At 58.7% G+C, this 19,368-nt stretch carries 18 protein-coding genes; 17 read left to right on the top strand and 1 reads right to left on the bottom strand.

What is annotated here, in order from left to right:
* Positions 1-113 precede the first annotated feature (113 nt).
* The 17 genes from ACMXYH_RS00870 to ACMXYH_RS00790 all read left to right on the top strand — a co-directional run bounded on the left by ACMXYH_RS00870 (position 114) and on the right by ACMXYH_RS00790 (position 18,711).
* Positions 114-521: a F0F1 ATP synthase subunit I gene (locus tag ACMXYH_RS00870; RefSeq protein ID WP_007948092.1), complete on the top strand. Its 408-nt coding sequence runs from the start codon at positions 114-116 to the stop codon at positions 519-521.
* Positions 522-537: 16 nt separating this feature from the next.
* The gene (atpB, locus tag ACMXYH_RS00865; protein WP_134421078.1) at positions 538-1,407 is read left to right on the top strand and encodes a F0F1 ATP synthase subunit A; all 870 of its coding nucleotides are present in this window, start codon (positions 538-540) and stop codon (positions 1,405-1,407) included.
* 134 nt (positions 1,408-1,541) lie between these two features.
* Entirely contained in the window at positions 1,542-1,799 is a 258-nt protein-coding gene (gene atpE, locus ACMXYH_RS00860) for a F0F1 ATP synthase subunit C (RefSeq protein WP_002555987.1), read from the top strand.
* A 56-nt stretch (positions 1,800-1,855) separates the two neighbouring features.
* The gene (locus tag ACMXYH_RS00855; RefSeq protein WP_046044927.1) at positions 1,856-2,326 is read left to right on the top strand and encodes a F0F1 ATP synthase subunit B; all 471 of its coding nucleotides are present in this window, start codon (positions 1,856-1,858) and stop codon (positions 2,324-2,326) included.
* Positions 2,327-2,338: 12 nt separating this feature from the next.
* Positions 2,339-2,875, top strand: a complete 537-nt coding sequence (locus ACMXYH_RS00850) for a F0F1 ATP synthase subunit delta (RefSeq protein ID WP_033059683.1) — start codon at positions 2,339-2,341, stop codon at positions 2,873-2,875.
* A 21-nt stretch (positions 2,876-2,896) separates the two neighbouring features.
* Complete coding sequence (gene atpA, locus ACMXYH_RS00845) at positions 2,897-4,441, top strand: F0F1 ATP synthase subunit alpha (protein WP_033059681.1); 1,545 nt, start codon at positions 2,897-2,899, stop codon at positions 4,439-4,441.
* Positions 4,442-4,491: 50 nt separating this feature from the next.
* Complete coding sequence (atpG, locus tag ACMXYH_RS00840) at positions 4,492-5,352, top strand: F0F1 ATP synthase subunit gamma (protein WP_123367463.1); 861 nt, start codon at positions 4,492-4,494, stop codon at positions 5,350-5,352.
* Positions 5,353-5,379: 27 nt separating this feature from the next.
* Positions 5,380-6,759, top strand: coding sequence for a F0F1 ATP synthase subunit beta (gene atpD / locus ACMXYH_RS00835; protein WP_033059678.1), 1,380 nt, complete (start codon positions 5,380-5,382; stop codon positions 6,757-6,759).
* Positions 6,760-6,804: 45 nt separating this feature from the next.
* Entirely contained in the window at positions 6,805-7,230 is a 426-nt protein-coding gene (locus ACMXYH_RS00830; RefSeq protein ID WP_033059677.1) for a F0F1 ATP synthase subunit epsilon, read from the top strand.
* Positions 7,231-7,346: 116 nt separating this feature from the next.
* Entirely contained in the window at positions 7,347-8,714 is a 1,368-nt protein-coding gene (gene glmU, locus ACMXYH_RS00825) for a bifunctional UDP-N-acetylglucosamine diphosphorylase/glucosamine-1-phosphate N-acetyltransferase GlmU (protein WP_129439763.1), read from the top strand.
* 200 nt (positions 8,715-8,914) lie between these two features.
* The gene (locus ACMXYH_RS00820; protein ID WP_415767775.1) at positions 8,915-9,694 is read left to right on the top strand and encodes a DeoR family transcriptional regulator; all 780 of its coding nucleotides are present in this window, start codon (positions 8,915-8,917) and stop codon (positions 9,692-9,694) included.
* Between the two features lies 1 nt (position 9,695).
* Positions 9,696-11,528, top strand: coding sequence for a glutamine--fructose-6-phosphate transaminase (isomerizing) (glmS, locus tag ACMXYH_RS00815; RefSeq protein WP_415766014.1), 1,833 nt, complete (start codon positions 9,696-9,698; stop codon positions 11,526-11,528).
* A 78-nt stretch (positions 11,529-11,606) separates the two neighbouring features.
* Positions 11,607-12,509 carry a LysR family transcriptional regulator gene (locus ACMXYH_RS00810; protein ID WP_415766013.1) on the top strand — a complete coding sequence of 301 codons (903 nt, stop codon included), beginning with the start codon at positions 11,607-11,609 and terminating at the stop codon, positions 12,507-12,509.
* A gap of 130 nt (positions 12,510-12,639) precedes the next feature.
* Complete coding sequence (locus ACMXYH_RS00805; protein ID WP_129439807.1) at positions 12,640-13,266, top strand: glutathione S-transferase family protein; 627 nt, start codon at positions 12,640-12,642, stop codon at positions 13,264-13,266.
* A gap of 63 nt (positions 13,267-13,329) precedes the next feature.
* Positions 13,330-15,360: a pyridoxamine 5'-phosphate oxidase family protein gene (locus ACMXYH_RS00800; RefSeq protein ID WP_415766012.1), complete on the top strand. Its 2,031-nt coding sequence runs from the start codon at positions 13,330-13,332 to the stop codon at positions 15,358-15,360.
* Positions 15,361-15,410: 50 nt separating this feature from the next.
* Complete coding sequence (locus ACMXYH_RS00795; protein ID WP_415766011.1) at positions 15,411-16,604, top strand: DUF3142 domain-containing protein; 1,194 nt, start codon at positions 15,411-15,413, stop codon at positions 16,602-16,604.
* Positions 16,591-18,711 carry a hypothetical protein gene (locus tag ACMXYH_RS00790; RefSeq protein ID WP_415766010.1) on the top strand — a complete coding sequence of 707 codons (2,121 nt, stop codon included), beginning with the start codon at positions 16,591-16,593 and terminating at the stop codon, positions 18,709-18,711. The genes ACMXYH_RS00795 and ACMXYH_RS00790 overlap by 14 nt, the downstream gene beginning before the upstream one ends.
* Here ACMXYH_RS00790 and ACMXYH_RS00785 read toward each other — a convergent pair whose 3' ends face one another.
* Complete coding sequence (locus tag ACMXYH_RS00785) at positions 18,712-19,341, bottom strand: LysE family translocator (protein WP_129439815.1); 630 nt, start codon at positions 19,339-19,341, stop codon at positions 18,712-18,714.
* Between the last annotated feature and the right edge of the window lie 27 nt (positions 19,342-19,368).

The raw sequence follows: 19,368 nt of genomic DNA, 5'->3' as shown, positions 1-19,368 counted from the left end.
TACCTGACAGTTGAATAGGGGCAGAACCGCCCCTATACTCTGCGCGCATTTTGTCGGCACAAATTATGCCAAGTTATTGAATTATGGCAGCCGATCATTGGGGAGCAAAAACGATGGAAAGCCGCACGCCAAACCGCTTGCCGTTCCATCGCCTGGCAGTTTTTCCGGTCTTACTGGCTCAATTTGTCGTTTTGGTACTGGCCGCTTTGGCGCTCTGGTACTGGCATGGAGTCGTTGCCGGGTACTCAGGACTTTGCGGAGGCCTGATAGCCTTGCTGCCCAATGTTTATTTCGCTCACAGGGCATTTCGGTTTTCCGGCGCCCGAGCAGCTCAAGCCATCGTCCGGTCTTTTTATGCCGGCGAGGCGGGCAAACTAATTTTGACGGCAGTGCTCTTTGCATTGACGTTTGCAGGTGTGAAGCCATTGGCGCCGCTAGCTGTATTCGGCGTCTTCGTGTTGACCCAACTGGTCAGCTGGTTCGCGCCCCTGCTGATGAGAACAAGACTTTCGAGACCTTAGGGCGTTTGAGGCAACCATGGCAGAGACAACCGCTTCGGGCTATATCCAGCACCACTTACAGAACCTGACCTTCGGTCAGCACCCAACTGGCGGGTGGGGTTTTGCCCACACCGCAGCAGAAGCCAAAGAAATGGGCTTCTGGGCTTTCCACGTCGATACACTCGGCTGGTCGGTCGCGTTGGGTCTGATCTTCGTTCTTCTTTTCCGCATGGCGGCAAAGAAGGCGACTTCCGGTCAGCCTGGCGGCCTGCAGAACTTCGTAGAGGTTCTGATCGAGTTCGTCGACACCAGCGTGAAAGATACCTTTCACGGCCGTAATCCATTGATCGCGCCATTGGCTCTGACGATTTTTGTCTGGGTGTTCCTGATGAACGCCGTCGACCTGGTACCGGTTGACTGGATTCCTAAGCTGGCTGCCTTCATTACTGGCGACCCGCACCTGGTCTTCCGTGCTGTTTCTACCACTGACCCGAATGCGACCCTGGGCATGTCCCTGTCGGTATTCGCGTTGATCATTTTCTACAGCATCAAGGTCAAGGGCATCGGCGGCTTCATCGGCGAACTGACCCTGCACCCGTTCGGCAGCAAGAACATCTTCGTTCAAGCCCTGCTGATTCCGGTGAACTTCCTGCTGGAGTTCGTGACGCTGGTTGCCAAGCCAATCTCCCTGGCACTGCGTCTGTTCGGCAACATGTACGCCGGCGAGCTGGTCTTCATTCTGATTGCTGTGATGTTCGGCAGCGGTCTGCTCTGGCTTAGTGGCCTGGGCGTAGTTCTGCAGTGGGCGTGGGCTGTGTTCCACATCCTGATCATCACCCTGCAGGCGTTTATCTTCATGATGCTGTCCATCGTTTACCTGTCGATGGCGCACGAAGAGAACCATTAAGACCAGTCTCAGACTAGTCTGATGTCCCACTCGGTCAAACGAGTGGGTGCCCGAACAGGGCTATGAAACGATTTGTTTTACCGCTTTAAAATCTAAAAAACCTAAACCATACGACGTAAAAGTCGGGAGGAAAGATGGAAACTGTAGTTGGTCTAACCGCTATCGCTGTTGCACTGTTGATCGGCCTGGGCGCACTGGGTACCGCAATTGGTTTCGGCCTGTTGGGTGGCAAGTTCCTGGAAGGCGCAGCGCGTCAGCCAGAGATGGTTCCAATGCTGCAAGTCAAAATGTTCATCGTTGCCGGTCTGCTCGACGCCGTAACCATGATCGGTGTTGGTATCGCTCTGTTCTTCACCTTCGCGAACCCATTCGTTGGTCAACTCGCTGGCTAATTACTCGAACCTTCGAGTAATTGGTGTGATGTGCAACGAACGAGCGAGGTGTTGGCGTGAACATTAATGCAACCCTGATTGGCCAGTCCGTTGCGTTCTTCATTTTTGTACTGTTTTGCATGAAGTTCGTGTGGCCTCCGGTCATCGCGGCTTTGCACGAACGTCAGAAGAAGATCGCGGATGGACTGGATGCTGCCAGCCGAGCAGCTCGCGACCTGGAGTTGGCCCAAGAGAAAGCGGGTCATCAACTGCGCGAAGCAAAAGCTCAGGCAGCTGAAATCATTGAGCAAGCCAAGAAACGCGGTAACCAGATCGTTGATGAGGCCGTTGAAAAAGCCCGTATCGACGCTGACCGTGTGAAGGTTCAGGCTCAGGCCGAGATCGAGCAGGAACTGAACAGTGTCAAAGACGCGCTGCGTGCCCAATTGGGTGCTCTGGCCGTTGGCGGCGCCGAGAAGATCCTGGGTGCCACAATCGATCAAAACGCGCACGCGGAGCTGGTAAACAAACTGGCTGCTGAAATTTAAGCGAGGGCGATCATGGCAGAATTGACCACGTTGGCCCGACCTTACGCTAAGGCAGCCTTCGAGCACGCCCAGGCCCACCAGCAACTGGCCTCTTGGTCAGCCATGCTCGGCCTGGCTGCGGCAGTGTCGCAAGACGACACCATGCAGCGCGTGCTCAAGGCCCCGCGACTGACGAGCGCAAACAAGGCCACCACGTTTATTGACGTGTGTGGCGACAAGTTCGATGCCAAGGCACAGAATTTCATTCACGTCGTTGCCGAAAACGACCGTCTCCCGCTTTTGCCGGAGATCGCCGCTCTGTTTGACCTGTACAAGGCCGAACAAGAGAAATCGGTAGACGTGGACGTAACCAGTGCTTTTGCATTGAACCAAGAACAGCAAGACAAACTCGCCAAGGTTCTCAGTGCACGGCTCGGCCGGGAAGTGCGACTGCACGCTGCGGAGGATGCCACCCTTATTGGTGGTGTCATCATCCGCGCCGGCGACCTGGTAATCGATGGCTCGATTCGCGGCAAACTCGCGAACCTTGCCGAAGCATTGAAATCTTGAGTTTGAAGGGGCAGCAGAGCAATGCAGCAACTCAATCCTTCCGAAATAAGTGAAATTATCAAGGGCCGCATCGACAAGCTCGATGTGACCTCCCAAGCCCGTAACGAAGGCACTGTCGTCAGCGTATCTGACGGTATCGTGCGGATTCACGGTCTGGCCGACGTAATGTACGGCGAGATGATCGAGTTTCCGGGCGGCGTCTTCGGTATGGCTCTCAACCTGGAGCAAGACTCTGTAGGTGCCGTTGTATTGGGCTCTTACCAGTCTCTGGCTGAAGGCATGAGCGCCAAGTGCACTGGCCGCATCCTCGAAGTTCCGGTTGGTAAGGAACTGCTGGGTCGCGTAGTCGACGCACTGGGTAACCCAGTTGACGGCAAAGGTCCGCTGAACAACACCGAGACCGATGCGGTCGAGAAAGTTGCTCCAGGCGTGATCTGGCGTAAGTCGGTAGACCAGCCTGTACAGACTGGCTACAAGGCTGTCGATGCCATGATTCCTGTCGGCCGTGGCCAGCGTGAGCTGATCATCGGTGACCGTCAGATCGGTAAAACCGCTCTGGCGATCGACGCGATCATCAACCAGAAAAACAGCGGTATTTTCTGCGTCTACGTAGCTATCGGTCAGAAACAATCGACCATCGCTAACGTGGTTCGCAAGCTGGAAGAAAACGGCGCACTGGCTAACACCATCGTCGTTGCCGCGAGCGCTTCGGAATCTGCAGCACTGCAGTTCCTGGCACCGTACTCCGGTTGCACCATGGGTGAATTCTTCCGCGACCGCGGTGAAGACGCGCTGATCGTTTATGACGATCTGTCCAAGCAAGCAGTGGCTTACCGCCAGATTTCCCTGCTGCTGCGCCGTCCACCAGGCCGTGAAGCTTACCCAGGCGACGTGTTCTATCTCCACTCCCGTCTGCTGGAGCGCGCATCCCGCGTTTCGGAAGAGTACGTAGAGAAGTTCACCAATGGCGCAGTGACCGGCAAAACCGGTTCCCTGACCGCACTGCCGATCATCGAAACCCAGGCTGGCGACGTTTCCGCGTTCGTTCCGACCAACGTGATTTCCATCACCGACGGTCAGATTTTCCTGGAATCGGCCATGTTCAACTCCGGGATCCGTCCTGCTGTGAACGCCGGTGTTTCGGTATCCCGTGTGGGTGGTGCCGCTCAGACCAAGATCATCAAGAAGCTCTCCGGTGGTATCCGTACCGCTCTGGCTCAGTACCGTGAACTGGCGGCATTCGCCCAGTTCGCTTCTGACCTGGACGAAGCGACCCGGAAGCAACTTGAGCATGGTCAGCGCGTTACCGAGCTGATGAAGCAGAAGCAATACGCACCAATGTCGATCGCTGACATGGCGCTGTCGCTGTATGCCGCTGAGCGTGGGTTCCTGACTGACGTTGAAATCGCCAAGATCGGCAGCTTCGAACAAGCGCTGATTGCTTTCTTCAACCGCGATCACGCCGAATTGATGGCGAAGATCAACGTGAAGGGTGACTTCAATGACGAAATCGACGCTGGCATGAAAGCCGGTATCGAGAAGTTCAAGGCCACCCAAACCTGGTAAGCCGCAGCGGGAGCCGCAAGGCTCCCGCTTGCTAACCTGATAGGTGTTACATGGCAGGCGCAAAAGAGATTCGCAGTAAGATTGCGAGCATCAAAAGCACGCAAAAGATTACCAGCGCCATGGAAAAAGTGGCGGTCAGCAAAATGCGCAAGGCACAAATGCGTATGTCTGCTAGCCGTCCTTACGCGGAGCGCATCCGCCAGGTTATTGGTCATTTGGCCAACGCTAACCCGGAATATCGCCACCCCTTCATGATCGAGCGTGAAATCAAGCGCGTCGGTTATGTCGTAGTGAGCAGTGACCGTGGTCTGTGTGGTGGCTTGAACACCAACCTGTTCAAGGCCCTGGTCAAGGACATGGCGGTAAACCGCGAAAACGGCGTCGAGATCGATCTGTGTGTTGTTGGTAGCAAGGGTGCGGCTTTCTTCCGCAACTTCGGCGGTAACGTCGTTGCAGCTATCAGCCACCTGGGTGAAGAGCCGTCGATCAATGATCTGATTGGCAGCGTCAAGGTGATGCTGGATGCCTACCTGGACGGCCGTATTGATCGCCTGTCCGTGGTGTCCAACAAGTTCATCAACACCATGACGCAACAGCCTACTGTGGAGCAGTTGATTCCACTGGAGGCAACCCCGGATCAATCGCTCAAGCACCACTGGGACTATCTCTACGAACCGGATGCCAAAGAGCTGCTTGACGGCTTGATGGTCCGTTACGTCGAGTCGCAGGTCTACCAGGCGGTGGTCGAGAACAACGCGGCTGAACAAGCTGCGCGGATGATCGCGATGAAGAACGCTACCGACAACGCCGGTGATTTGATCAGCGATTTGCAGCTGGTCTACAACAAGGCGCGTCAGGCTGCGATCACCCAAGAGATCTCGGAAATCGTCGGCGGCGCTGCCGCGGTTTAACGGTTCAAATATTCAGAGGATCCAGCTATGAGTAGCGGACGTATCGTTCAAATCATCGGCGCCGTTATCGACGTGGAATTTCCACGCGACAGCGTACCGAGCATCTATAACGCGCTGTTGGTACAAAGCGCGGCAGGGACCACTCTGGAAGTTCAGCAACAGCTGGGCGACGGCGTGGTTCGTACCATTGCGATGGGTTCCACCGAAGGCTTGAAGCGCGGTCTGGAAGTCAAGGACTCCGGCGCAGCCATCTCCGTACCGGTCGGTAAAGCGACCCTGGGCCGGATCATGGACGTACTGGGCAACCCGATCGACGAAGCTGGCCCGATCGACACCGAAGAGCGCTGGGGCATTCACCGTCCTGCGCCAACCTTCGCTGAACAAGCTGGCGGCAACGACCTGCTGGAAACCGGCATCAAGGTTATCGACCTGGTTTGCCCGTTCGCCAAGGGCGGTAAAGTCGGTCTGTTCGGTGGTGCCGGTGTAGGCAAAACCGTAAACATGATGGAACTGATCCGTAACATCGCCATCGAGCACAGCGGTTATTCCGTGTTCGCCGGTGTGGGTGAGCGTACTCGTGAGGGTAACGACTTCTACCACGAGATGAAGGATTCCAACGTTCTGGACAAAGTGGCACTGGTTTACGGTCAGATGAACGAGCCGCCGGGTAACCGTCTGCGCGTAGCACTGACCGGCCTGACCATGGCCGAGAAGTTCCGTGACGAAGGTAACGACGTTCTGCTGTTCGTCGACAACATCTATCGTTACACCCTGGCCGGTACTGAAGTATCCGCACTGCTGGGCCGTATGCCTTCCGCAGTAGGTTATCAGCCGACCTTGGCCGAAGAGATGGGTACTCTGCAAGAGCGTATCACTTCGACCAAAAACGGTTCGATCACTTCGATCCAAGCGGTATACGTACCTGCGGATGACTTGACTGACCCGTCGCCAGCGACCACTTTCGCCCACTTGGACGCCACCGTCGTTCTGTCCCGTGACATCGCTTCCCTGGGTATCTACCCAGCGGTCGATCCACTCGACTCGACTTCGCGCCAGCTGGACCCGAACGTAATCGGACAGGACCACTACGACACCGCTCGCGGCGTACAGTATGTTCTGCAACGTTACAAAGAACTGAAGGACATCATTGCGATCCTGGGTATGGACGAGCTGTCGGAAGCCGACAAGCAGTTGGTAAACCGTGCTCGTAAGATCCAGCGTTTCTTGTCGCAGCCGTTCTTCGTGGCTGAAGTCTTCACCGGTGCCTCGGGTAAATACGTTTCCCTGAAAGACACTATTGCTGGCTTCAAAGGCATCCTCAACGGTGACTACGACCACCTGCCAGAACAAGCGTTCTACATGGTCGGCGGCATCGAAGAAGCGATCGAGAAAGCCAAGAAACTGTAATCCCGGCGCCCGGCAACGGGCGCTAATTTAGGTTGAGGCAATCAGATGGCTATGACAGTCCATTGCGATATCGTCAGCGCGGAAGGGGAAATCTTCTCCGGCCTGGTCGAGATGGTGGTTGCGCACGGTGCACTGGGTGATCTTGGTATCGCCCTGGGTCACGCGCCGCTGATCACTAATCTCAAGCCGGGCCCGATCCGCCTGATCAAGCAGGGCGGGGAAGAGGAGGTGTATTACATCTCCGGCGGTTTCCTCGAGGTTCAGCCGAACATGGTCAAGGTACTTGCCGACACTGTGCAACGTGCTGCCGACCTGGACGAAGCCTCCGCTCAGGAAGCCGTTAAGGCTGCCGAGAAGGCCTTGCATGACCGTGGTGCAGAATTCGATTACGGTTCTGCTGCTGCACGTCTGGCCGAGGCTACAGCTCAGCTGCGCACCGTCCAGCAGATCCGCAAGAAGTTCGGCCACTAACAGGCCACCGCTTGTTGTGCGATTGATTAAAAAGGGTAGCTTCGGCTACCCTTTTTTCTTTTTAGATATTCATAACCTGGTCGCAGCCGCTGACCTCCCAGGATTGGTAGCCAGTCATGTCTTTAGAAATCGTTATCCTCGCTGCTGGTCAGGGCACTCGCATGCGTTCGGCACTGCCGAAGGTTCTGCATCCGATTGCCGGCAACTCGATGCTCGGCCATGTTATCCACAGCGCCCGGCAACTTGATCCACAGCGCATCCACGTCGTCATCGGCCATGGCGCCGATGCAGTGCGCGAGCGCCTGGCGGCTGATGATCTTAATTTCGTCCTGCAGGACAAACAGCTTGGGACTGGCCACGCGGTAGCTCAAGCGGTGCCTTTTATTGAGTCCGACACCGTCCTGATTCTTTATGGTGACGTGCCATTGATCGAAGTCGAGACCCTGCAGCGTCTGCTCAAGCAAGTAGCGCCGCAGCAACTGGGCTTGTTGACAGTAGAACTGGACGACCCGACCGGCTATGGCCGCATCGTCCGCGACGCCGACGGCAAAGTGACAGCCATCGTCGAGCAGAAGGACGCCAACGAAGCCGAACGAGCGATCACTGAAGGCAACACCGGCATTCTGGCGCTGCCGTTCGCGCAATTGGCTGGCTGGATGAGCCGTCTATCGAACAATAACGCCCAGGGCGAGTACTACCTGACCGACGTGATCGCCATGGCAGTCAGCGACGGTCTGGTGGTGGCAACCGAGCAACCCCACGACGCCATGGAAGTGCAGGGCGCCAACGACCGCAAGCAGCTTTCCGAGCTTGAGCGTCACTATCAGCTGCGCGCTGGTCGTCGGTTGATGGCTCAGGGCGTGACCCTGCGTGACCCGGCTCGTTTTGATGTGCGCGGTGAAATCACCGTCGGCCGCGACGTGCTGATCGACATCAACGTGATCCTCGAAGGCAAGGTCATTATCGAGGACGACGTGGTGATCGGCCCGAACTGTGTGATCAAGGACAGCACCCTGCGCAAAGGTGTGGTGATCAAGGCCAACAGCCATATCGAAGGCGCGATTCTCGGCGAAGGCAGCGATGCCGGCCCGTTCGCTCGTTTGCGTCCAGGTACTGTGCTGGAAGCACGCGCCCATGTGGGTAACTTTGTTGAGTTGAAAAACGCTCACTTGGGCGAAGGCGCCAAGGCCGGTCATCTGACCTATCTGGGTGATGCCGAGATCGGCGCGCGTACCAACATCGGCGCGGGCACCATCACTTGCAACTACGACGGTGCCAATAAGTGGAAAACCGTGCTGGGTGAAGATGTGTTCATCGGTTCCAACAACTCGTTGGTTGCGCCTGTGGATATCTCTTCGGGTGCGACCACGGCGGCGGGTTCGACCATTACGCAGAATGTGGATAACGCGCAGTTGGCCGTGGGTCGTGCGCGGCAGAAGAATATCGATGGCTGGAAGCGGCCTGAGAAAATCAAGAAGGGCTGAGTTATCCACAGATTGAAAGATCAAAAAGATCGCAGCCTTCGGCAGCTCCTACAGAGTGAACACGAATTCCCTGTAGGAGCTGCCGAAGGCTGCGATCTTTTTATGGGTTATCCACAGGTCTTTTTATCGCCCCACGCTTGACGAAGTTTCGCCAATAGGTTTTGATTGCTTCCGTTATCTTTCGAATCGAAACTTACCAGATCATGTCGAAACGCAATACACCTCAACGCCGTCACAACATCCTCGCCTTGCTCAATCAGCAGGGCGAAGTCAGTGTGGATGAGCTGGCCAAGCGCTTCGAAACGTCGGAAGTTACGATCCGCAAGGATCTCGCGGCGCTTGAGAGCAATGGCTTGCTGCTGCGCCGTTATGGCGGAGCGATCACCTTGCCTCAAGAGCTGGTGGCCGACCTTGGTCAGCCGGTGTCCAAATACAAGCAGGCCATCGCCCGCGCCGCCGTTGCGCGGATTCGCGAGCATGCGCGGATCATCATCGACAGCGGCAGCACCACGGCGGCGATGATTCCGGAACTCGGCCAGCAGCCGGGCCTGGTCGTGATGACCAACTCCCTGCATGTCGCCAATGCTTTGAGCGAACTCGAGCATGAGCCGGTGCTGTTGATGACCGGCGGCACTTGGGACCCGCATTCCGAGTCCTTTCAGGGGCAGGTGGCCGAGCAGGTACTACGCTCTTACGATTTCGACCAGTTGTTCATCGGTGCCGACGGCATCGACCTGGTTCGCGGTACCACCACCTTCAACGAACTGCTGGGGCTGAGCCGAGTCATGGCTGAAGTCGCCCGGGAAGTGGTTGTCATGGTGGAGGCCGACAAGATCGGCCGCAAGATTCCCAACCTGGAACTGCCCTGGAGCAGCGTCCATACCCTTATTACCGATGATCGCCTGCCGCTTGAGGCACGGGATCAGATTCAGGCTCGCGGAATCAACTTGATCCTCGCGGCTGTCAGTCAGGAGAAATAGCATGTGTGGAATTGTCGGCGCAGTTGCAGAACGTAATATCACCGCCATCCTGCTCGAAGGCCTGAAACGCCTGGAATACCGTGGCTATGACAGTGCCGGTGTAGCGGTCTACACCCATGACCAAAAGCTTGAGCGCCTGCGTCGCCCGGGCAAGGTCAGTGAATTGGAACAGGCGCTGGCCGAAGAACCGCTGGTCGGCCGCCTGGGTATCGCCCACACCCGCTGGGCCACCCATGGAGCGCCGTGCGAGCGCAACGCTCACCCGCATTTCTCCGGTGATCTGGCGGTGGTGCACAACGGCATCATCGAGAACCACGAAGCCCTGCGCGAGCAACTGAAAGCCTTGGGTTACGTGTTCACCTCGGACACCGATACCGAAGTCATCGCTCACCTGTTGAACCACAAACTCAAGGATCTGCCGGATCTGACCGTGGCCCTGAAAGCTACTGTCAAAGAGCTGCACGGTGCTTACGGTCTGGCGGTCATCAGCGCTCAGCAACCGGATCGTCTGGTCGCCGCCCGCAGCGGCAGCCCGCTGGTCATCGGTCTGGGCATGGGTGAAAACTTCCTGGCTTCCGATCAGTTGGCCCTGCGTCAGGTCACTGACCGCTTCATGTACCTGGAAGAAGGCGATATCGCCGAAATTCGCCTCGACAGCGTGCAAATCTGGGACGTGAGCGGCCAATTGGTCGAACGTGAGTCGGTGCAGTACCGCGATGGCGCCGAAGCCGCTGACAAGGGCAAATTCCGCCATTTCATGCTCAAGGAAATTCACGAGCAACCGGCCGTGGTGCAGCGCACCCTGGAAGGTCGCATCAGCCACAATCAAGTGCTGGTGCAAGCGTTCGGTCCACAGGCTGCCGAGCTGTTCGCCAAAGTGCGTAACGTGCAGATCGTCGCGTGCGGCACCAGTTACCACGCCGGCATGGTTGCCCGTTACTGGCTCGAAGAACTGGCCGGCATCCCGTGCCAAGTCGAAGTCGCCAGCGAATTCCGCTACCGCAAGGTAGTGGTGCAGGCCGACACCCTGTTCGTGACCATCTCCCAGTCCGGCGAAACCGCTGACACCCTGGCTGCCCTGCGTAACGCCAAAGAGTTGGGTTACCTCGCCAGCCTGGCGATTTGCAACGTCGGCATCAGCTCACTGGTGCGTGAATCCGATCTGACTCTGCTGACCCAGGCCGGTCGCGAAATCGGCGTCGCCTCGACCAAAGCCTTTACCACTCAGTTGGTCGGTCTGCTGTTGCTGACCCTGTCCTTGGGTCAGGTTCACGGCACGTTGGCCAAAGGCGTCGAAGCCACATTGGTTGAAGAGCTGCGTCGCCTGCCGACCCGCCTCGGCGAAGCCCTGGCCATGGACGGTACCGTCGAAAAAATCGCCGAGCTGTTCGCCGAGAAAAACCACACCCTGTTCCTCGGTCGTGGTGCGCAATTCCCGGTGGCAATGGAAGGGGCGCTCAAGCTCAAGGAAATCTCCTACATCCATGCTGAAGCTTATCCGGCCGGCGAGCTGAAACACGGCCCGTTGGCGCTTGTGGATAACGACATGCCGGTGGTCACCGTGGCACCGAACAACGAGCTGCTGGAGAAGTTGAAATCCAACCTCCAGGAAGTCCGCGCCCGTGGCGGCGAGCTGATCGTCTTCGCAGACGAGCAGGCCGGCATGACCAATGGCGAAGGCACTCATGTTGTGCAAATGCCGCACATCCACGACATCCTGTCGCCGATCCTCTACACCATTCCGCTGCAGTTGCTCTCGTACTACGTTGCCGTGTTGAAGGGTACCGACGTTGACCAACCGCGTAACCTGGCGAAGTCGGTGACGGTGGAATAAGTTATCCACAGGTGATGGAAACATTAAAAATCGCAGCCTACGGTTGCGATTTTTTTTATCTGAATTGAGGACATGCCCATGGACCGATTCCAGGAAATGCAAGTCTTCGCCGCCGTCGCCCAAGACCAAGGCTTCTCGGCGGCGGCACGGCGTCTGGGCCTGTCGGCAGCCAGCGTGACTCGCGCGGTGGCGGCGCTGGAGAAACGCATCGGCACGTTGCTGCTGACGCGCACTACCCGCAGCGTGCATTTGAGCGAGGCGGGTCAGCGTTACCTGGAAGACTGTCGGAGGATTCTCGCCGAGGTGCAGGAAGCTGAGGATTCGGCGGCGGGCAGTCACGCTCAACCGCGTGGGCAACTGACAATCACCGCACCGGTGTTGTTTGGTGAGCTGTTTGTCACGCCAGTGATGGTGAATTATCTGACGCAATTTCCTGAGGTCAGCATCAATGGGTTGCTGGTCGATCGCGTGGTGAGCATGGTCGAGGAGGGAATTGATGTCGCCGTGCGCATCGGTGAGTTGCCCGACAGCAATCAGCACGCGATTCGCGTCGGTGAAGTGCGGCGGGTGATCTGCGGTTCTCCGCAATTCCTGTCGGCCCATGGCAGGCCTTTACATCCTCAAGACCTGGCTGGGGCGCCGGTTATTGCGACGTCCGCTATCGGTCAGTTGAGAAGCTGGCCATTCCTCGAAGCCGGGGAGCCGCTGAGTGTTCGACCTGAACCGCGATTGGTGGTGACGGCGAATCAAGCGGCTATTACCGCCGCGTGCCTGGGTCTGGGATTCACCCGGGTCCTGTCTTATCAAGTAGCGAGTAAAGTGGCGACCGGTGAGCTGGAAATCGTATTAGCGGACTTCGAACTGCCGGCATTGCCGATCCATGTGGTGTACCAAGGTGGGCGCAATGCCCCGGCGCGAATCCGCAGTTTTGTGGACTTTACGGTCAAAGCGCTACGGGAACACCCGGCCTTGCAGGGCTGACGGTTTATTGCGCCACATGAAACAATCGATTGCGTTTGCTGGTTATTCTGTTGTTTTGGTTGCGGGTGGAAGATAGCTCCCATCGGCGCTGATCTCACCTGAACGGCGCCACCACCCAGCGGAGTCGACCATGCAAGCGATCAAACTCTACAACTTCCCGCGTTCCGGCCATGCTCACCGTGTGGAGCTGATGCTGTCCCTGTTGAAACTGCCGACCGAGTTGATCTTTGTCGATCTGGCCAAGGGCGCGCACAAACAGCCGGAGTTCCTGGCGGTTAACCCGTTCGGGCAGGTTCCGGCCATTGATGATCAAGGCGTGGTGCTGGCCGATTCCAACGCGATCCTGGTTTATCTGGCACAAAAGTACGGCAACGGCCGCTGGCTGCCAGCCGACCCGGTCGGTGCGGCGAAGGTTCAGCGTTGGTTGTCAGTGGCGGCCGGGCCGATTGCCTTTGGTCCGGGCAGGGCAAGGCTGATCACTGTGTTTGGCGCACCTTACAACGCTGAAGAGGTGATCGCTTATTCCCACGTCTGGCTCAAATTGATCGATCAGGAACTGGCAAATACGGCTTATCTGGCAGGCAGCGAACCCACCATCGCCGACGTCGCGGTCTACAGCTACATCGCCCATGCCCCTGAAGGCAATGTGTCGCTTGAGGACTACGCCAACGTGCGAGCCTGGCTGGCGCGCATCGAAGCCTTGCCGGGTTTTGTCGGCATGCCGCGCACCGTCGCCGGCCTGCAAAAAACTGTCTGATGCTTGCGGCCCGGCATTGTCGGGCCGTTCACACTGCGCCCATGGCGCAGGGGAGACGCCGTTATGGACCGTTCACCGTGGCACGCTGGCGAGAAACAGTTGCAGACACACGTAGGTGTTGCCGAGCGAATGGAGGCGTTTGGTCGTAGGGTGATTCGCACAGAAATGCCGGACCAGCACCGCACGTTCTATCAGCAACTGCCGTTCATGCTGTACGGCGCGGTGGATGTCGATGGCAACCCATGGGCCAGTATTATTGAAGGGCCGCCGGGCTTCGCTCACTCGCCCGAGCCCGGTGTGTTGCAATTCAACAGCCTGCCGGGTGCCGATGATCCCGCGCAGTTAACGGATGGCGCAGCGATCGGTCTGTTGGGCATCGAACTGCACACCCGGCGTCGCAACCGCATCAATGGTCGCGTCGGCGCAATGACGGCCAACGGCTTCGGTGTGACGGTGGAACAGTCCTTCGGCAACTGCCCGCAATACATTCAGTTGCGGCAGTTTCGCTCGGTACCGCTGGCGGATCCGTCGACCCGCATCGCGCAGCACTTCGATGGGCTGGATGACACCGCCAGGGCCATGATCAGTGGAGCCGATACCTTTTTTGTCGCCAGTTATGTGGACGTCGATGGTGAGCGTTCGGTGGATGTTTCTCACCGCGGTGGCCAGGTCGGTTTCGTACAGGTGGAAGGTAATCGCCTGACCATTCCGGATTTCGCCGGCAACTTGCACTTCAATACCTTGGGCAACCTGCTGCTCAATCCCCGGGCCGGTTTGCTGTTTATCGATTTCAATTCGGGAGACCTGCTGCACCTCAGCGGTCGCACCGAAGTCATTCTTGAAGGCCCACAGGTCGAGGCGTTTCAAGGGGCTGAGCGCTTGTGGACGGTCGAGGTGGAAAGCGTGGTGCGTCGGCCCGCCGCGCTTGCTCTGCGGTGGCGCTTCGACGGCGTGTCACCGAACAGTTTGCTGACCGGCACCTGGGAGCAGGCCAATGCCCGTCTGCAAGCCCAGGCTTTGGGGGATCGCTGGCGGCCGCTGCGGGTGGCGCGCATCAAAGAGGAAAGCCACAACATCCGCTCGATCTATCTGGAGCCTGCCGATGGCGCGGGGTTGCCAGTGTTTCAGGCCGGGCAGCATTTGCCCCTGCGCTTTAACATTGCCGGCGAGGTGCATATCCGTACTTACAGCCTGTCGAGCGCGCCGTCCGATGATTTTTTCCGCATCAGCGTAAAGCGTGAAGGCTTGGTGTCTTCGCACCTGCATGAACAAGTGCGTGTCGGTGATCTGTTGGAGGCCCGTGCGCCTCAAGGGCATTTCAACGTGGCACCTAATGAACGTCGGCCGCTGGTGTTGTTGGCTGCCGGCGTGGGCATCACGCCGCTGCTGTCGATGCTGCGCGAGGTGGTTTATCAAGGCCTGCGCACCCGCCGCATCCGGCCGACCTGGTTTTTCCAGAGTTCGCGCACGCTGGCCGATCAAGCGTTTCGTCCTGAGCTGGATCGCTTGCTCGATGGCGCAGGTGATGCGGTCAGGGTGCTGCGTCTGGTGAGTCAGCCGGAAGCCGGGGCCTTGGAGGGTGAGGATTTCGACCTGACGGGGCGGATCGACACCGCGCTGCTCAAGACCCTCCTTGAAGTGGAGGACTACGATCAGCTGGATTTTGTCCTCTGTGGTCCGGGCAGTTTTACCCAAGCGCTGTACGACGGCCTGCGGGAACTGGACATCCGTGATGCAAGGATTCACGCCGAAACCTTCGGCCCCTCGACCTTGCGCCGGGTGCCGGACCCCGATGCAGTGGTCATTGAGCAACCGCCCGCTGCTACGACTTCGGTGCCGGTGGTGTTTCAGCGCTCGGCTAAAGAGGCCCGCTGGCAACCCGACGGGGGCAGTTTGCTGGATTTGGCGGAAAGCCGTGGATTGCGCCCGGAATTCAGTTGCCGCGGCGGTTCCTGCGGGACCTGCAAGACCCGGCTGATCAGCGGCCAGGTGAATTATCCACAGCCGCCGGCGGAAGTGCCGGATGACGGACAAGTGCTGATTTGTTGTGCGATTCCGGCGCAGGGGTCGCAGCCTTTGGTCCTCGACCTGTAGCATCTGCCGAACGCAGCTTCTAGCCGCTGCGATAAGGGATCAGATTCGGTATGTATTTTTTCGCTCGTCTGTCGGCGTTGATTGTCGCGGTGGCGTTGCTCAACGGTTGCGAACGACAGGACGCGCCAGCGCTCGATCAGCAACTCTACGTCTGGCAACGGCAATGGACACCCGCCCACGAAGCGGCGCTGAGGGACAGTCGCGCTGACTTTTCCACCCTGCGGGTGCTGGCCTTGCAGGCATTCCCTGAGGCGGGTTGGAGCCGGGCGCGGATTGATCCGGCGCTGCTCAAGCGTGATGGTCGGCCGCTGATCGCGGTGATTCGTCTCGATGGACAACTCAAGTCGCTGGATCAGGACGCAGTCACCGCGCAGATCCAGCAGGTACTCGGCGATTGGCAAGGGCAGGGGCTGAATCTCTCCGGTGTGGAAATCGACCACGATGCCGGTAATGCTCGGCTACCGACCTACCGCGAATTTCTTACGCACCTGCGCGCAGTTCTGCCGGCCTCTATTGCGCTGAGCATCACAGCATTGCCCGCCTGGCTCGACAGTCCCGAATTGTCGGCATTGTTATCCACAGTCGACAGCAGCGTGTTGCAGGTGCACGCGGTGAGCGATCCGCGTCTTGGCTTGTTTGACCCGGATCAGGCCCGTCAATGGACCAAGGCCTGGAGCCGCGTCACTTCCAAACCTTTCTATCTGGCGCTGCCGGCCTATGGTGTGGCGTTGTTGCCGGGCGGCGGTGCGCCGGTAGTGGAAAGCGAAGTGCCGATCGAACAGGGCGGCAAACGCCGGGAATTGCTCGCCGATCCGCAGCAATTGAGCCGACTCGGGAGCGAGTTGCGCAACGATCCACCGGCGCATCTGGCGGGTCTGATCTGGTTTCGTCTGCCGCTGGCCAGCGACCGCCGTGCCTGGAGTCTGACGACCTTGGGCGCCGTGGCGCGTGGCGATGCACTCGACAGTCGACTGGCGCTGAAACTATCGGCGCAGAACGACCTCTATGACATCAGCCTCAGCAATCAGGGCAACCTCGACAGCGCCTGGCCCGAACGCCTGACACTTGTGGTGCAGGGCTGTGACGGTGCCGATGCGCTGGCCGGTTATGTATTGCAACAGCGTCCGGATCTGCTTACCTTCACCCGCCTGCGCGACGGTCGAATACCGGCCGGCGGGCAGCGCGCCGTGGGTTGGGCTCGTTGCGCACATATTGATCAAGGAGGTTCGAATGTTTACCCGTAACTGGCCCCGCCATCTTCTTTGCCTGAGCCTCAGCCTGCCGCTGGGTTCGGCGCTGGCCTGTGGGCCGGATTTCCCGATGCGTCTGCTGGACAACCGCGGCCAGTCGCTGGCGGAGCTGCCGGAAGGCAACTTCAGATTTGAAATCAGTCGCCTCGGGCATGCGGTCGCCGGGCTGAAGAACGTCACCGAAACCGCCTATGGCATGGATGCGCCCGACTACGCAGAACAGCGGGATAAGGCTGAGCAATCCGGTTTGACGGCTGAGCAGCAAACGCTGGTGAAACAGTTACGCAGCCTGACCGATGTGCATCAGGTCGAGAGTCAGGGCGCGAGCCTTCCGGCTGAGCTCAAGCTCTATCTGGCCGGCGCGGTGGCATTCAATGCCGGTGATCATGGACTGGCCGCCGAGTACTTCCAAAAATTGCTGGCATTGCCAGCGGATCAACGGGCGTTGCGCAGCACCTGGGCGGCTTACTCGCTGGGTCGGGCGCTGTTTGCCATGAGCTCCGAAGCGGGCGCTGGCCCTGACTTGTTGGCTCAGTCTCGAAAGGCTTTCGAGCAGACTCGCCAGCTGAGCATCGACGGCTTCAATGACCCTCTGGAACTGGGTGTCGCCAGCCTCGGAGAGGAGGCCCGCGTGGCCCGCACGGCCGGCGACTGGAACAGCGCCATCGAACTCTACGCCACGCAAAACCTTCAGGGTTCGGCGGTGGGCTACACCTCGCTGAAACTGTTGGTGGCCGACCTCGCGGCGATGCCTGACGATCAACTGGCCGAGTTGCTCAAGGGCAAACCGGTGCAGCAACTGGTCACGGCGTCCTTGATCAGTCGATTGGGCTGGTCATTCGGTGATCAACCGCCGAACGAATTGAAACTGATCAAACTGCTGCAAAACAGCACCCGCGGTAGCCTCGATAACGCTGATCGCCTGGCCGCGGTGAATTATCAACAGGGTGATTACACCAGCGCCAAGGCGTTCCTCGAACACGCCGGTGATGGCGGACTGGCGTGGTGGCTGCGGGCCAAACTGGCCGTGCGCGATGGCGATAAAAACGCGGCTGCCGCAGCGTATGCCAAGGCTGCCCAGGCCTTCCCGCAGAATGAGTCGTGGGGGGAGCGGAGGACGCCGGATTGGGACTTCGAAACGCTTCAACCCAAGTGCCGGGTCGAGGGTGAAAGCGCGATCCTGGCGTTGCAACGCGGGGACTACCTGCAAGCGTTCGATCAGCTTTATCGCAGTAAAGATATCTACTGGTTCGACGCCGCCACGGTCGCCGAGCGGGTGTTGACCGTCGATGAGCTCAAGCAATACGTCGACACTCAAGTGCCGGCGCCGCCCCCTCTGACTCAGCAGGATCGCGATAACTACGTGCAGTTACCGGTGGCGGCGAAACTGCGCAATTTGCTCGGGCGGCGCTTGCTGCGCGAAGAGCGGTATGACGAAGCGCCGGCGTACTTCGACAACGTCGAGTTGCAGGCCAAGGCCAAGGAGTATGGGCGGTTGCGCCACGACGCCGAATCAAAATGGTGGCCGACCAAACGGGCATTCGCTTACTACCATGCCGCGACACTGGCCCGTTTCGACGGAATGGAGTTGTTGGGCTACGAGATGTCCCCGGATTACGCGACCTTCGGAGGCAACTACAGCCTCGAAAGCAGCGAACTCAAGGTCGGTTCATTAGTGGCTGAAGGTGAAGTCAAACGTCAGCAGGCAAGCGCAGCCCAACCCGATCAGCGCTACCACTACCGTTTTGTCGCCACCGCATTAGCCAGTCGCGCAGCGGACAATTTGCCGCATACCAGTGCAGCCTTTGCGGCAGTGCTGTGTGCGGCGGCGGGGTGGAACAGCAGCCTTGAAGAAGAAAGCGCCTTCTACCAACGCTATGTCAAAGAAGGACCGTACGTGTTTTGGACGGTGAACTTCGGTCGCCAATGCCCTTATCCTGATTTCCCGAACGCTGACAAACGTTACGTAACCCAGGCATTGGACCCTGTTCGCTCGGCCTTGCGACCTTACAAAAAATGGCTGCAAGCGGGCGGCGTTGTTGTGTTTACAGCGGTAGCGCTGGTGCTGATCAATCGCCGCAAGCGCAAGGCGCTGGCGTAATCATGCCTGTTGCACAAAGGTCAGCCGCACGGCGAAGCCGATCAACAGGCTGCCGAACAGCCACTGCTGCAGGCGTTGGGCCGAAGGACTGCGTTGCAGCCAACGGCCCAGCGCTGCGCCGGTCAGTGCGTAAGCGCTGTCGAACAACAACCCAACGCCAACTAACACTACGCCCAGCGTCGCGAATTGCGTGAGCACCGGCCCGGCGTGTGGATCGATGAACTGCGGCAGCAGCACCGAGCAGAACAGCAACGCTTTGGGGTTGAGCAGGTTGGTCAGCAAACCGCGCTGGATCGCTGCACGCCAGCGAGGCTTTTCGGCGGTGGCGTCTGCTCCGTTCAAACTCGGCAGCATTGTGGTTCGCAGGCATTGAATGCCGATCCATAGCAGATACGCGGCCCCGGCCAGGCGTACCACGTCGAACGTCCAGGGCGCAGCCTTGAACAGTGCCGCCAACCCCAACGCTGCCAAGGCCACATGACAACCACGGGCAATGCCCAGACCCACCGCCGTCGCCAGCGCCGCGCCTTTGCCCTGACGGGCACCGGTTTGCAACAACAGGATCATGTCCGGGCCCGGCAACAGATAGACCACCGCCAGCGCCATGAAAAACACCCAGAGTCCTGCCACGTTGCACCCCATTCGTTGTCGATTCGG

It is taken from the genome of Pseudomonas frigoris (assembly GCF_047758635.1).
Classification (GTDB): Bacteria; Pseudomonadota; Gammaproteobacteria; order Pseudomonadales; family Pseudomonadaceae; genus Aquipseudomonas; species Aquipseudomonas frigoris.
The sequence above is the reverse complement of the archived record's forward strand: the minus strand, read 5'-3'. Positions and strand labels throughout refer to the sequence as shown.